We start from the raw sequence: 13,841 nt of genomic DNA, 5'->3' as shown, positions 1-13,841 counted from the left end.
ACTAAACTGTCTGATGGAGTATTTCTACCGGAGCTCTTTGTGGCTGTAACAAGAATTGATAAATCACAACTCAAGATCGGAATGTTCGTTGAGGCTATAGAAGGCGCCTGGCAGGACAGTCCGACACTTGGAAGGCGTTTTACAATTCGCTCCGGGCATGAAATAGACATGATCCGCAACAGTAATGTCAGCGCAGTCTTCATCAATACGGCCTTGGGCCGCAGTATATCCTCTGCGGACCATCCTTCCAGAGCCGGAAATATTGGAACCGCGAGCAAACACGAAAAGCTGCAGACCTCCCGAAAAATCCAGGCCCAGGCAGCCGAAGCCCGATCCCTGATCGAGGACGTCTTCGAGGGGCGCATCCTGAAGGCTGAAGCCTTTACGCCGCTGGTTCAGGATGTGGCGCGGACGATGGAAGAAAACCCGTCGCTCTATATCGGCATGTCGCGTATGCGGTCGCGCGATAATGCAACGTTCGTACATTCCCTTGCCGTTGCGGCCCTGCTGCTCCATTTCGGGCGATCCATGCACATGGATGACGAAAGTGTCGAGCAACTGTGCATGGCGGGCATTCTCCATGACATCGGCAAACTGACCATTTCCAAGGAGGTCCTGCAGAAACAGGGCCCCTTGAGCGCCGCTGAGCGCGATTTGATGGAACAGCACCCCCAGCGCGGCTACGATCTCTTGTCCACCCACGCCAAGATGCCGCAGCTCGTCCTCGACATCTGTCGCTCCCACCATGAAAGGCCCGATGGTAAAGGTTACCCGGACAAGCTGAAGGGCGCGGAAATCGGTACGGAAGTGCGCATGAGCACCATCTGCGACGTCTTCGACGCCCTTACCTCGGCGCGCCCCTACAAGAAGGGCTGGTCATCGCAGCAGGCCTTGAGCTGGATGATGTCCCGCGAAGACCAGTTCGACAAGGCGCTGCTGTGGCAGTTCATTCTCAGTCTCGACCCTGAGATGACCAAGGGCATCCTGTAGCGCAAGCCGCGCTACGCAACAGTCCCGCAAAAGACATCGAGCCCATCCAGCTTCACCACTGCGCCATCAAAAAGCGGCTCAAAGCCCGGCATTTCCAGTGCTTCGCGGACTTTCAAGTCTGCCGGAATCAGAAATTCTGCTGGCTCGCGCGTCAGGTTGAAGACAAACAGCAGCGTTTCGGTGCCCTTGTGGCGGGTAAAGGCCAGCACGTCCTGTTGCGTGTCCAGAAACACCATATCGCCGTCACGCAGCGCAGCATGGCGCTTGCGGAAGGCCAGCACGGCTTTGTAGTGGTTCAAAACCGAGTCCGGTTTGCGCTCCTGCCCATCTGCGGCCAGCATGGCGTGTGCATAAGGCACCGGCAGCCATGGCTTATCGGCCGTCGTAAAGCCGGCATTGCGGCCTCCGGTTTCCCACACCATCGGCGTTCTGCATCCGTCACGACCCTTGAAGGCTGGCCAGAAGCGAATGCCGTAGGGGTCACGCAGGTCTTCAAAGGCCAGTTCCGCCTCGGTCAACGCCAGCTCTTCACCCTGATACAGGCAGATGGAGCCGCGCAACGTGGCCAGCACGCAAAATGCCAGCTTGGCGACACGGTTCTGCTCCTGATTGCTTTCGGCAAAGCGGCTGAGATGGCGCACCACATCATGATTCGAAAATGCCCAGCAGACCCAGCCATCGGTCACGGCCTTCTGGAAACCGGCGACAGCACCGCGAATGTGGCTCGCGGAAAAATCCGGCGACAGAAGGTCGAAGGTGTAGCACATGTTGAGCTTGTCACCGTCTGCGGTGTAGGCCGCCACGGTTTTCAGAGACCGGGCGCCATCGCCGACCTCGCCCACCGTCATGCGTCCCTCATATTCGTCCAGCAAGGCGCGAAACCGCCGGAGAAAGTCGATGTTCTCAACCTGCGTCTTGTCGTGGATGTGGCTCTGCATCCCGTAAGGGTTCACGTCAGGCGCATCGAGACCGGCATCGTCGCTGTCTGGTTCGTGCGGCGGGTTATCGCGCAGCAGCTTGTCATGGAAATAGTAGTTCACAGTATCAAGGCGGAAGCCATCCACACCGCGATCGAGCCAGAAGCGCACCGTTTCCAGAAGAGCATCCTGGACTTCCTTATTGTGAAAATTCAGGTCCGGCTGCGAGGCCAGGAAATTGTGCATGTAATATTGCTTGCGCACGCCATCCCATTCCCAGGCGGGGCCGCCGAAAACGGAAAGCCAGTTATTGGGCGCGGTGCCGTCCGGCTTTGGATCTGCCCAGACATACCAGTCTGCCTTCGAATTCGTGCGGCTGACACGGCTGTCCATGAACCACGGGTGCTGGTCGGATGTGTGGGAGATGACCTGATCGATGATGATCTTCAGCCCCAGACGATGCGCTTCGGCCACCAGAGTATCGAAATCTTCCAGGGTTCCGAACATCGGATCGACATTACAATAATCCGAGACGTCATAACCCATGTCTGCCATGGGCGATGTGAAGAACGGGGAAAGCCAGATGCCATCCACACCCAGCGAAGAAATATAGGGCAGACGTTTGGTGATGCCGGGAAGGTCGCCATATCCATCGCCCGTCGTATCCTGAAAGGAACGAGGATAGACTTGATAAATGACCGCTCCCCTCCACCAATCCTTATGATCTGCAACGGCTGGGGTGGAGGCATTCGGGTCCGGCATGGGCAATCTCCGTTCAATTTGTGCAGAGCATATAAAGCCCACGTCAATTCGTAAACGCCAAAGACGTTCCATGACACACCACGACGGACACAGGGTATCGTGCCCTTGCCACCACGCGGCAAGCATCGTAATGGCGGAACGTCGATTTTCGGGAGGCAAATGCGATGGGTGGACGGCTTCTTTCTGTTGGCGAATGCATGGTGGAACTGTCGCAGGCGGGCGATGGACTGCTGCGCAAGGGCTTTGCCGGAGATACTCTGAACACCGCGTGGTATGCACGCGCCTGTCTCCCATCCGAATGGAAAGTCGAATTCTTCACCGCTTTGGGCGATGATCCGCTTTCTGCTGAAATGCTGTCATTCATCGACAAGGCGGGCATCGAAACAGGCAGTGTCGCGCGCATCACCGGCGGCACGCCAGGCCTTTATCTCATCAACCTGAAGGATGGAGAGCGCACCTTCAGCTATTGGCGCAACGCGTCCGCCGCGCGCAAGCTCGCCATCGATGCCGACCACCTGCGGGCCACCGTCGAGAAAGCGGATCTCATCTATTTTTCGGGCATAACGCTGGCGATTCTCGAAAACGCGCTGGCCGTCGATACGTTTCTGTCAGAGCTGCGCCGCGCCAGAGCATCGGGAAAACAGGTCGTCTTCGATCCCAATATCCGGCCGCGCCTGTGGGCGGACAAGCGCACGATGCTGGACACCATCACCGCCGGTGCGCGGGCCGCAACGCTCGTCATGCCGAGCTTTGACGATGAGACGGTGAATTTTGGCGATGCCGATATCGATGCAACAATTGCTCGCTACCGTGCGCTTGGCGTTTCCCAACTGGTGGTCAAGGATGGCGCCAAGGGCGCAACACTTGATTTCGGCGGCGAGCGCAGCCACGCCCCCGCCACGCAGGCCCCCTCCGTCGTGGATACCACGAGTGCGGGCGACAGCTTCAACGGCGCCTTCCTTTCCAGACTGGTGACAGGCAGGACACCGCAGGAGGCTGCCATCTTCGCGGCAAAGGTTGCGGCAACCGTTATCGGCCACCACGGGGCACTGATCGAGCCTGCCTTGCTGCCGCACGACTGAGCGCTGCAGTGACATGAAGCTGTAACACACCTGTCGCATACACGCGGTGACCCGGCACAACGGGACTCGCGAGCGCGGAGGTCCGCACAGCATGACCAGAATAACCATCGTCACAGATGCATGGCATCCACAGGTCAATGGCGTTGTTCGTTCCATCGAGAACACCAACACCGAACTGGAGCGTATGGGCGTGGAGGTCTGCATGGTGACCCCACAGAATTTTCACTCCGTTCCCTGCCCCACCTATCCGGAAATCCGCCTGTCCGTGGCGGGCTATCGGCGGGTATCCCGCGCTATCGAAAAAAGCCAGCCATCCTACGTCCATATCGCCACCGAAGGACCGCTGGGCTTCATGGCGCGGCGCTGGTGCATCAAGCACAACATGCGCTTTTCGACCAGCTATCACACGCGCTTCCCGGAATATGTCGCCGCCCGTTTTCCCATTCCCGAAAGCTGGCTCTATGCCTTTGTCCGCTGGTTCCATAATGGCGGCAGCGCCTGCATGGTGGCGACGCCCAGCCTCGAAACGGAACTCGATGCACGCGGCGTCAAGAACCTGCGGCGCTGGAGCCGCGGCATTGATGCCGACATGTTCTATCCGCGCAAGAAGATCGCCCAGCCATTCGACCTGCCGCGCCCCATCTTCATGACGGTTGGCCGCGTCTCAGTTGAAAAGAACCTGCCCGAGTTTCTGGACCTCGACCTGCCGGGGTCCAAAGTCGTCGTGGGTGACGGCCCTGCCCGCGCTGAACTTCAGGACAAATATCCCGACGTGCTCTTTACCGGCGTAAAGACCGGCGAAGATCTGGCGCAGGCTTATTCTCAGGCCGATGTCTTCGTGTTTCCATCCAAGACGGACACATTCGGCAACACCATTCTTGAGGCCCTGGCAAGCGGCGTCCCCGTCGCCGCTTTTCCCGTGACGGGTCCGCTGGATATTCTTGGCGCACACCCGGATGCAGGCCAGTTGAACGTGGATTTGCAGACCGCCTGCCTCGCCGCACTTGATTGTTCTTCGCAGGCCGCGCTTGCGCTGTCCCGGACCTATTCCTGGGAAAAGGCGTCACGCCAGTTTCTGGACAACGTAACCTCGGCTGCAAGCTCCGGCATACAGGAAGCCCGCGACCGCGCTAGAGCTGGCGCTACAGCATTTCCCTGTTAATTGGAGCGCCGCACAAATATCGACAGATCGGGCGATTTTTTCAGCGGCGCATGTGGACGAAAGCCCGCAAGGCTGTCACAAGACGCCTCGGGATGCGACTGCCGCTATCTATAGAGCGGGGTCGGGCTGCTGATTGACGTCAGGCGGCTGCCGCGAGATTACGCTGGCCGTCCTTTTCCAAAAACGTCTTCGTTACCACGTGCCAGTCAGCGCATTTCCCGAAAGGGGAATGGTTCTGCTCTTGCCCGACGAGTCGGAAACTGAAAGCTCGCTCTGCATCGACTTTGGCGATTTGCGAAACCAGCCTGCGGCAATCGATGCCAGATCACCGATCATGGCGTGTTTGCGCCAGTCTGCGAAGCGACGCGCGGTTGCTTCCGGCTCCGACTTGTAGAAAAAATCGCCGGATTGCTTCAGCTCGTTGAGCGACGGTGCCATGGATGCGAGCGGACGCTGGAACATCTTCGACGGGACGGCAAGCTCACGCGCGGCCTGTGAGAACACAGGGGCCATGAAGTCAATGGCCCACCCATCAGCCTCCACCCAGCAATGAAAATTCTCGCCAGCACCGGTAACATGGCCATCATCGCGGTGATCCGCGAAAAGAATGAGCTTGCCATCGAGATTATAGGCCGCAAGCCCACCCTTAGGCTTGGCCTTGACCTTGTAATGATGCTCCAGAATAAACGCGCCGAATGTGCTGAAATACATGCTGGCCGTTGCGGGATCGGCATTCTCGTTGATCAGCAGGCTGTTGATGACGCGGTAGATGCGATGATAATCGGTCTGCTTGATCAGCATGATAAGTCCTTGAGAAATATGATCGATGCCTCCGAACAGCGCTGTGCCTGTGGCGTCGAGCCCTGCGGGCTAGGTTGTTTGAATGCGCAGATATTCCGATGGACTGCGTTGAACGAACTCGGCTTCGACGTGCCGGAGCACGTTGCGTTGACCCGCGAAAGGCACCATTGTCAACGCCTCGCTGAAGGACACCCAACGAAATTCACTGTGCTCTTCATTGATCGCAACATCAGCGACGGCATCGACAATTCCCACGAAAACCGGGAGCAGACTGATTGCGTCGCGATCTGCCTCGTAGAACTGTTCGCAGATGTCGCCTGAATACAGATGCTGACATACCAGCCCCGTCTCTTCCCGCACCTCTCGCAACGCCGTCTGCCACGCGGTTTCGCCGTCTTCGATACCGCCGGCAATCTGGCACCACTCACCAACCAACGTATGGTTCCGGCGTAGCAGCAACACCTGATAACCGACCGGATTTTGACGGATCACGACAACCGATACCGCGAAACTACGGATTGGAATGTCGGCCATGAATTTAACTCCGTCGATGAAGCTTACCGCTTCTTCTTCGCCTTATGTTCGAACGGATTGTCCGAGCCACGGTAATGCACGCGGATCGGCACGCCCGGCATGTCGAAATCCTTGCGCAGATTGTTGACGAGGTAGCGCGTGTAGGATTCCGGAATGGCTTCGGGTCGCGTGCATGAAATCATGAAGGCAGGCGGGCGGGCCTTGACCTGCGTCATGTATTTCAGGCGCAGACGACGACCGGACACAGCCGGTGGCGGATGCTGGGTGACCTGCATATCCAGCCATTTGTTGAGCTTGGCGGTGGAAATGCGGCGGTTCCAGATCTTGTCGGTATCGATGATGTTCTGCATCAACCGGTCAAGGCCGTAACCCGACTGGCCCGAGATTGGAACGGCACGAATGCCACGAGCCTGCGGCAGAAGACGCTCGGTCTTTTCGCGCAGATCGGCGAGAAATGCCTGCGGATCTTCGACGAGATCCCACTTGTTGAACGCCAGGACGGCTGCACGTCCCTCGCGAATGACGAGATCGACGAGTTGCAGATCCTGCTTTTCAAAGGGGATCGTCGAATCAAACACGATGACCACGGTTTCCGCAAAACGGATGGAGCGCAGGGAATCGGCAACGGAGAGCTTTTCCAGCTTTTCCGTTACGCGCGCCTTTCGGCGCATGCCTGCGGTGTCGAACATCTTGATGGTGCGGCCGCGCCAGTCCCATTCCACGGAGATACTGTCGCGTGTAATGCCCGCTTCCGGCCCGGTCAGCAGCCGGTCTTCGCCGAGGAAGCGGTTGATGAGCGTGGACTTGCCGGCGTTTGGGCGACCGATGATCGCCACACGCAGCGGCTTGGTCTCGTCGTAAACGGGCTCTTCTTCGTCCTCGTCTTCTTCCCCATCGAGTTCGCCGTAACGAAGGACGATATCCGTTTCCGCCTCTTCGAAATCATCCTCTGGCGGAAAGGCAACATCTTCCCCGATGGCCGCCACGATGGCGTCGCGAAGGTCGATCATGCCCTGCCCATGTTCGGCAGAGATCGGGCATGGCTCGCCGAGACCCAGCGTATAGGCATCGTAAAAGCCGCCATCGGAGCCGCGGGCTTCCGATTTGTTGGCAACGAGCACGACAGGCTTGCCGCGTCGGCGCAGCATTTCGCCAAGCGTCTGGTCGGCAGGTGTCAGGCCGAATTTGGCATCAACGACAAACAGGGTAAGATCTGCCTCTTCGATGGCCTCTTCGGTCTGCGCCCACATGCGGCCTTGCAGCGTTTCCGGGCCGGATTGCTCCAGACCCGCCGTATCGATGATGGTGAAGCGCAAATCCACCAGCTTGGCGTCGCCCGGGCGGCGGTCGCGGGTCACGCCCGGCGTATCGTCAACAAGCGCCAGCTTCTTGCCAACCAGACGATTGAACAAGGTGGACTTGCCGACATTGGGACGCCCTACGATGGCGACGGTGAAACTCATGGGAAAACCCTAACCTGAACTATGGCCTGGATGCGCAGTCTATTCAAAAATTACTGCCGGTCTGGCGAAATGGTGATTTCAAGAACCGTAGCGCAGCGTACTTAAACTACGTGAGCACCGGAAGCGCCGAAAATGCCATTTGCTGCCGGCCAGCGGCGATTATCGGATAGAGTGTTACGCTGCCTTGCCGGAAGCGGCAATATTATCGAGCATGATCTGCGCACGGCTGGTGACATTGCGCGGTGCCTGCACGTCAGCGGTGATCTGCTCGAACCACTGCTTTGCCTTGACGAAATCACCCGCCTTGTAGGCGGAAAGGCCGAGCGCCTCGCGCGCCGAATTGCGCATGGCCTGACCTTCGCCGGTCAGCACTTCCGCCTGTGCCGAGACCTGCTCATAGGTGCCATTGTCCACCAGCAACCATGCGGCCCGTACCTTTGCCGTATCACGGAAAACCTGCGGCGCGCTGTTGTCGTTACCGATGGCGGTGAAAGCAGCAATTGCGCCAGCCGCATCGCCCTTCTGCGCCAGAAGCGTGGCGGAGCGGAACTTGGCAAGAACCGGGTAGGAGCCGTGGCCTGCCGTTTCGAGATCGGAGAATGCCTTCAGCGCCTCGTCATTCTTGCCTTCGGATGCAAGCTTGAGAGCGCTTGCGAACTGATCGCCCGAGGAAGACGCACGGCTGTTGTTCCAATATTCATAGACACCGGCACCGGCGGCGCTCAGAACGACAAGGATCGCGGCGCCGACGACGACAACGCCATAGCGTCCCCAGAAATTGCTCAGTTTCTCCGAGCGGATTTGCTCGTTCACTTCGCGGATGAAGCTTTCATTCTCGTTCGCCATCGAATTCTCCGTTACCCGCACCGAATGTATCTACCCAATCGGTCTGCGGACATGCCAAAGCCCTTTGTCGGGGCTGACAAAAAGCCAACCACGATCATTGGACGGCCTTCTAGCCTATTTTCCCTTATATGTAAGGGGAAAACTCACTTTCTTACATCGCGAGAGGCTGAACCCCAATCAACCATTCGTGCAGCTTCCAGATCATCGCTGCCCAGAGAACGACGCCCAGAACGAGCGCGACGATATCGTAACGCGCCGACACAAATGGACGGGTCACCGTCTCGCCTGCCCGTGCCCGACGTTTCAGGATGATGCGCATGACGACGCCCCATGCCAGAAAAGAGGCAAAAAGGATGACCGACGATGTCTCGCCATTGGCAAGAAGGTGGGACAATGCCCAGATCTTGACGGCCAGGATGAGCGGATGTTTTGTCTTGGCGACGATGTGACCAGCCGGCAAAAGGCTGGCGGCAAGACAGATCATCGCAAACAGCATGAGTGTCAGCGCAGTGTGGCTCATCCAGATGGGAGGGTTGTACAGCATCCCCGTCACCTGGCGCGCCTGATCGAAGGAATAGGCGACAGCCACGATGGCCAGGATGCTGACGAGAGAATAGACACCCTTCCACAGCCCCTCACCCATGCGTGCAATCATGTCTGAGCGAAATCCCGGCGCGATCAACCGAAGGGAATGCGTAGCGAAGAAAAACAGAAGACAGATCAAAAGCAGCAGCATGGATGGCCCCTAAAGCGGATGCGGAAACGCGTTGCTATTGAATTATGGCCAAAAGCCCAAAATTGCCAGACAAATCAAAGCTTCGCCTTATTGCCGCTTCAAAAGGCACCTGCCTTTCAAAATTACGTGGTTGCTGATGTTTCGTTCTATTGCCGTTTTGAGTTTATCACTTTCTGTTGCCGCGCCGGCATTCGCGCAAACAGCGGAGAAACCAAAACAACTCGTCATGGTGTCCTTCGATGGTGCGGGAGACAATTCCCTGTGGGAGCGCAGCCGCGCCACTGCGAAAGAGGTCGGCGCGCATTTCACCTATTTCCTCGCCTGCACGCTCGTCATGGACCGCAAGACCAGCGCCAAGAGCTATCAAGGCCCCGGCCAGAAAACGGGCCGGTCCAATGTCGGCTTTGGACAGTCCATCGAAGAGGTTGAAACGCGCCTGCGCAACATCTGGGCAGCATCCCAGGAAGGCCATGAAATTGCCAACCACACCTGCGGCCATTTCGATGGCGGCAACTGGACGGAAGAACAGTGGGACGCGGAATTCACCACGTTCACGAGCACGTTGGAAAATGCCTGGCAGATGATCGGCAAGAAGGATGATGAGCCACAAGGCTGGCGAGATCTTGTCAAAGGTATCAACGGTTTTCGTGCACCCTATCTTTCCCAAGGCGATGCACTGACTGCCGCCCAAAAGAAACATGGCTTTGTCTATGATGCGACAAGCATCACCAAGGGTCCGGCATGGCCGATCAAGAAAAACGACATCGAGCATTTCGGTCTGCCGCTCATTCCCGAGGGGCCGGATAAACGACCCATCATCGCCATGGATTATAATCTCTTCGTGCGCCATTCCATGGCTATCGAAAACCGGGAAAAATCAGCCGAATTCGAAGAACGCGCCTATCAGGCCTTCCGCGCCGCCTTCGACAAGCAATATGACGGCGAGCGCATACCGCTCCAGCTTGGCTTCCACTTCGTGAAAATGAACGGCGGCGCCTACTGGAGCGCCTTCGAGCGGCTGCTACGTGAAGTCTGCAAGAGGCAAGATGTTGCCTGTGTGAGCTACGCTCAGGCCATGCCGATGATAGAGGCCCGACGGGCGCAGAAGTCTGAGGGCTGATTTTCTTATCGCAGAAACTGAAAAGGGTGGCGCAAGGCCACCCTCTTTGCTGTCTCAGGTCGGCTTGTTCGCCGCCAGCTCACCATCTTCAGCTTCGCGCTTGAGATAGCGCTGATCGATCTCCGGCAGCGGCTTGTCGTCAATTGCGGCTTCAAAGGCCTTGAGGCGCTTATGAATGGAGAGAAGCTCGATGATCGTCGTCCAGGAATTGACGAGATACTGGAACGAGTTGCTGACCTGACCGAAGGCTGTAGCAATCTGCTGGTAGATACCGTAGGTGATCTTGCCTGCGACGATTGTGGGAACAAGCATAAGAAGCAAAAATACCGCGTCTGCCTGAATATAAAAATACCTGGCGACATTGAAGTAAAGATAGTGCCAGTACATTCGGAAATAATTTTTACGAACATTTCCGAAAAGTTCTTTCACAGTGACTGGATCAGCTCGTTCAGCATGGTCTTCACCGTAGACGAGTTCCTTTCGGTAGGCCGCTTCGACGCGCTGATTTCGAAAATTTAGACCCGGCAGTTTGATGCCAACGGTGGCCAGCAAGATTGTGCCGAAAGCTGACCAAAGAATAGCAAGCCAGAACAGAGCATGGGGCACTTCACCGATAACTGGCAGTTCCGACACATAGCTCGATAGCGCGAACAAAATGGGCAGGAATACGACCAGTGTCATAACCGAGTTGATGAGCGTTATACCGAGGCCTTCCACAGTGGCCGAAAAACGCATCGTATCTTCCTGGACACGCTGAGATGCACCCTCGATATGACGCAGCTTGTCCCATTTCGACATGTAGAAGTTGTTCATCGCTGTGCGCCAACGGAAAACATAGTGGCTGGTGAAGAAGTCCGTCAGGATCGAGACGGCCATGCTGAAAAACACGAGCTTGGCAAAAACGATCTGCAGACTGTAAAAATCCCAGGCTGTGATGCCGGGCTGTTTAGACAGCGCATTCTGAAGCAGGTCGCCAAAAGGTCGCCGAAAATTATTGATGACCACACTGACCTGCACGCCGAAATACGTTACGGCGATAATGAGAAGAGAGCCCCATATAGACCAGTATTTCCAGGGATGGTCCTTGGCTGCGACGGTCCAGAACGCTCCAAACAATGAAAGGCAAGCAGCGAGATACGCATAAAAATACAAATTTGCAGGGACGACGAAATAGCTGAGATCGTAGGGTTCCTGCTCCGGCATCACATATCCAAGCGAGTCACCGAGCGCTTGGAACATGAAATACCAGCCGAAAATGGCAATAAATGCCCAGACCACGGCGGACGTGAAAAACAGTTTGGGTTTTGGGAAGAAGGAATGAAACACGTTTCGAACTCTCGCGAGTTGGGGTCAGCCATTATTGGCGAAGCAGTTTTGCCGGAAACTAGGACAGAAATTGGTCAGCAGCAATGCGACAATCGCTAACTTACGAAGATGTAAGATAAATCTGCCTTCCGGCGCCGTGGATTACAAAACCATTACTTACGTAACGCCTGCAATGCGATGAGATTACTCGGCAAGCGTGAGGATGAGAGGACCGTTCTTGGTCGCGACCACCGTATGTTCGAACTGCACGGTTGGCGCGCTCGGGTCGCTGAACAGCGTCCAGGGATCGTCATCGCCGTCTTCGGCCCAATAGGCGCCCATGGACAGGAAGGGTTCGACCGTAAACACCATGCCTTCGGTCATGATGCGGGTTTCGTCCTTGTCCGGCCATGTGGCAAGCTCGGTCGGCTCCTCATGCAGGGAGCGGCCAATGCCGTGGCTGGCGAGGTTGGTGATAAGCGTATAGCGATTTTTCTTGGCGAATGCGCCGATGGCGTTGCCGATATCGGCCAGCGGACGTCCGGATTTGATCTGCTGAAGCCCGGTCCACATGGCGCGCTTGCCATCCCGGCACAGCCGTTCGATCTCTTTCTTGACCGGAGGAACGGCGAAGGATGAGCCGGTATCGCCAAAGAAGCCGTTTTTGACGGCGGAAACATCGATGTTGACGAGATCACCCGCCTTGATGATGCGCGGCCCGGGAATGCCGTGGGCGACCTCTTCATTGACGCTGATGCAGGTCGCGCCCGGAAACTGATAGCAGAATTCGGGCGCCGATTGCGCGCCGTGATCCTCAAGCACTTTCCGACCAATGGTGTCGAGCTCCAGGGTGGTGATGCCGGGCTCCAGCGCGTCACCCATGGTCTGCATCGCCAATGCGCAGATGCGACCGATCTCTTTGAGATGCTCGAGCTCTTCTTCAGTAGAAATAACCATTATCGTTCCATGCTTGCGACACGCTCACAGGCTGAGGCACCGCCTTTTTTCAATCAGGCGGAGGCTTTCGCCCTATCGGCACTGCCAGTCAATTCTTTTCTGACGATGGGCGCGACTTTGGTGCCGTAAAGCTCGATGCCGCGCATGATCTGGTCGTGCGGCATCAGTCCAATGGCCATCTGAAGCAGGAAACGGTCATTTTTGAAAACGCCATGCGCGGCGATGATCTTTTCTGCCACCGCCTCCGGCTCTCCGACAAAGAGATTTCCGGCAGCGCTGCGCGCCGCGTCGAATTGCGCGCGATTGGTCGGCCCCCAGCCACGTTCGCGGCCAATCCGGTTCATGACCTCCGCCTGCGGACCATAAAACTGATCCGCCGCCTTCTCGGTCGTATCGGCGATGAAGCCATGGACGTTGATGCTGGTCTTCTGCTTTGACGCATCCCGTCCCGCCCTGCGCGCCGCTTCCCGATAGAGATCGAACAGCGGTGCGAAGCGGCGGTATTCTCCCCCGATGATGGCCAGCGCGACCGGCAAGCCCATGGCACCCGCGCGCGCGACAGACTGCGGTGTCCCGCCAACGGCGATCCACACCGGCAGACGTTCCTGCAAGGGGCGAGGATAGACGCCACGACCGTTGATCGGCGGATGCTTGCTGCCGGACCATGTGACGATTTCGTCTTCACGTAGCGCCAGAAGAAGATCCAGCTTCTCACTGAAAAGCTCGTCATAATCCTCGAGATTGTAGCCGAAGAGCGGGTAGGATTCGATGAAGGAGCCGCGCCCGGCCATGATTTCCGCCCGACCGTTGGAAAGCAGATCAACGGTAGCAAACTGCTGGAACACGCGGATAGGATCATCCGAACTCAGAACCGAAACCGCACTCGTCAACCTTATGTCCCGCGTTTTTACGGCGGCGGCGGCGAGCACGGTGGAGGGCGAAGACACGGCGTAGTCGGAGCGGTGATGCTCACCAAGGCCGAAGACATCGAGCCCGACCTGGTCGGCAAGCTCAATCTCCTCCAGCAGGTTCTTGAGGCGGCGGGCACCTTCAGGGCCTCTTCCGCTCGCCGCGTTCGGATCGACGTCCGCAAATGTGTAAAGACCAAGTTCCATGCCAAGCCCTCGAGAGTATTCACCGAGAGATAAGGCTGGAACGGCACGGAC

Annotated in this window: 13 protein-coding genes; 4 read left to right on the top strand and 9 right to left on the bottom strand. The window is 57.3% G+C overall.

The window, feature by feature from the left end; all coding sequences use genetic code 11:
* The first annotated feature begins 39 nt into the window (after nucleotides 1–39).
* Complete coding sequence (locus ASF69_RS02710; RefSeq protein WP_156461968.1) at nucleotides 40–990, top strand: HD-GYP domain-containing protein; 951 nt, start codon at nucleotides 40–42, stop codon at nucleotides 988–990.
* Between the two features lie 11 nt (nucleotides 991–1,001).
* On the opposite strand, the gene ASF69_RS02705 is transcribed toward ASF69_RS02710, so the two are convergent.
* Complete coding sequence (locus ASF69_RS02705) at nucleotides 1,002–2,669, bottom strand: alpha-glucosidase (RefSeq protein WP_062585054.1); 1,668 nt, start codon at nucleotides 2,667–2,669, stop codon at nucleotides 1,002–1,004.
* A gap of 164 nt (nucleotides 2,670–2,833) precedes the next feature.
* Between ASF69_RS02705 and ASF69_RS02700 the strand changes: the two genes are divergently transcribed.
* Together ASF69_RS02700 and ASF69_RS02695 are read left to right on the top strand one after the other, a co-directional pair.
* Nucleotides 2,834–3,751 carry a sugar kinase gene (locus ASF69_RS02700; RefSeq protein WP_062585052.1) on the top strand — a complete coding sequence of 306 codons (918 nt, stop codon included), beginning with the start codon at nucleotides 2,834–2,836 and terminating at the stop codon, nucleotides 3,749–3,751.
* A 91-nt stretch (nucleotides 3,752–3,842) separates the two neighbouring features.
* Nucleotides 3,843–4,913: a bifunctional monoglucosyl/glucuronosyl diacylglycerol synthase gene (locus ASF69_RS02695; RefSeq protein ID WP_082469603.1), complete on the top strand. Its 1,071-nt coding sequence runs from the start codon at nucleotides 3,843–3,845 to the stop codon at nucleotides 4,911–4,913.
* A 192-nt stretch (nucleotides 4,914–5,105) separates the two neighbouring features.
* Here the strand turns inward: ASF69_RS02695 and ASF69_RS02690 are convergent, their stop codons facing one another.
* The 5 genes from ASF69_RS02690 to ASF69_RS02670 all read right to left on the bottom strand — a co-directional run bounded on the left by ASF69_RS02690 (nucleotide 5,106) and on the right by ASF69_RS02670 (nucleotide 9,293).
* On the bottom strand, nucleotides 5,106–5,714 hold the full coding sequence (locus ASF69_RS02690) for a DUF2026 family protein (RefSeq protein WP_062585050.1): 609 nt from the start codon (nucleotides 5,712–5,714) through the stop codon (nucleotides 5,106–5,108).
* A gap of 69 nt (nucleotides 5,715–5,783) precedes the next feature.
* Nucleotides 5,784–6,248: an NUDIX domain-containing protein gene (locus ASF69_RS02685; protein WP_062585048.1), complete on the bottom strand. Its 465-nt coding sequence runs from the start codon at nucleotides 6,246–6,248 to the stop codon at nucleotides 5,784–5,786.
* 23 nt (nucleotides 6,249–6,271) lie between these two features.
* A complete protein-coding gene (gene der / locus ASF69_RS02680) occupies nucleotides 6,272–7,711 on the bottom strand; it encodes a ribosome biogenesis GTPase Der (protein WP_062585046.1) in 1,440 nt (479 codons plus the stop codon).
* 174 nt (nucleotides 7,712–7,885) lie between these two features.
* Nucleotides 7,886–8,557, bottom strand: a complete 672-nt coding sequence (locus tag ASF69_RS02675) for a tetratricopeptide repeat protein (RefSeq protein ID WP_062585044.1) — start codon at nucleotides 8,555–8,557, stop codon at nucleotides 7,886–7,888.
* A gap of 151 nt (nucleotides 8,558–8,708) precedes the next feature.
* A complete protein-coding gene (locus tag ASF69_RS02670) occupies nucleotides 8,709–9,293 on the bottom strand; it encodes an NnrU family protein (protein WP_062585042.1) in 585 nt (194 codons plus the stop codon).
* 136 nt (nucleotides 9,294–9,429) lie between these two features.
* Between ASF69_RS02670 and ASF69_RS02665 the strand changes: the two genes are divergently transcribed.
* The gene (locus ASF69_RS02665) at nucleotides 9,430–10,413 is read left to right on the top strand and encodes a polysaccharide deacetylase family protein (RefSeq protein ID WP_062585617.1); all 984 of its coding nucleotides are present in this window, start codon (nucleotides 9,430–9,432) and stop codon (nucleotides 10,411–10,413) included.
* 54 nt (nucleotides 10,414–10,467) lie between these two features.
* Here the strand turns inward: ASF69_RS02665 and sbmA are convergent, their stop codons facing one another.
* From sbmA to ASF69_RS02650, 3 genes are all read right to left on the bottom strand, one after another.
* On the bottom strand, nucleotides 10,468–11,739 hold the full coding sequence (sbmA, locus tag ASF69_RS02660) for a peptide antibiotic transporter SbmA (protein WP_062585040.1): 1,272 nt from the start codon (nucleotides 11,737–11,739) through the stop codon (nucleotides 10,468–10,470).
* 183 nt (nucleotides 11,740–11,922) lie between these two features.
* Nucleotides 11,923–12,675 (bottom strand): type I methionyl aminopeptidase, encoded by a 753-nt coding sequence (map, locus tag ASF69_RS02655; RefSeq protein ID WP_062585038.1) that lies wholly within the window; start codon nucleotides 12,673–12,675, stop codon nucleotides 11,923–11,925.
* Between the two features lie 53 nt (nucleotides 12,676–12,728).
* Nucleotides 12,729–13,790: an LLM class flavin-dependent oxidoreductase gene (locus tag ASF69_RS02650; RefSeq protein WP_062585036.1), complete on the bottom strand. Its 1,062-nt coding sequence runs from the start codon at nucleotides 13,788–13,790 to the stop codon at nucleotides 12,729–12,731.
* Nucleotides 13,791–13,841: the final 51 nt, after the last annotated feature.

Origin of the sequence: Rhizobium sp. Leaf311 (assembly GCF_001423445.1) — a bacterium.
Lineage (GTDB): Bacteria > Pseudomonadota > Alphaproteobacteria > Rhizobiales > Rhizobiaceae > Agrobacterium.
This window is presented reverse-complemented; position numbering and strand designations above follow the sequence as displayed.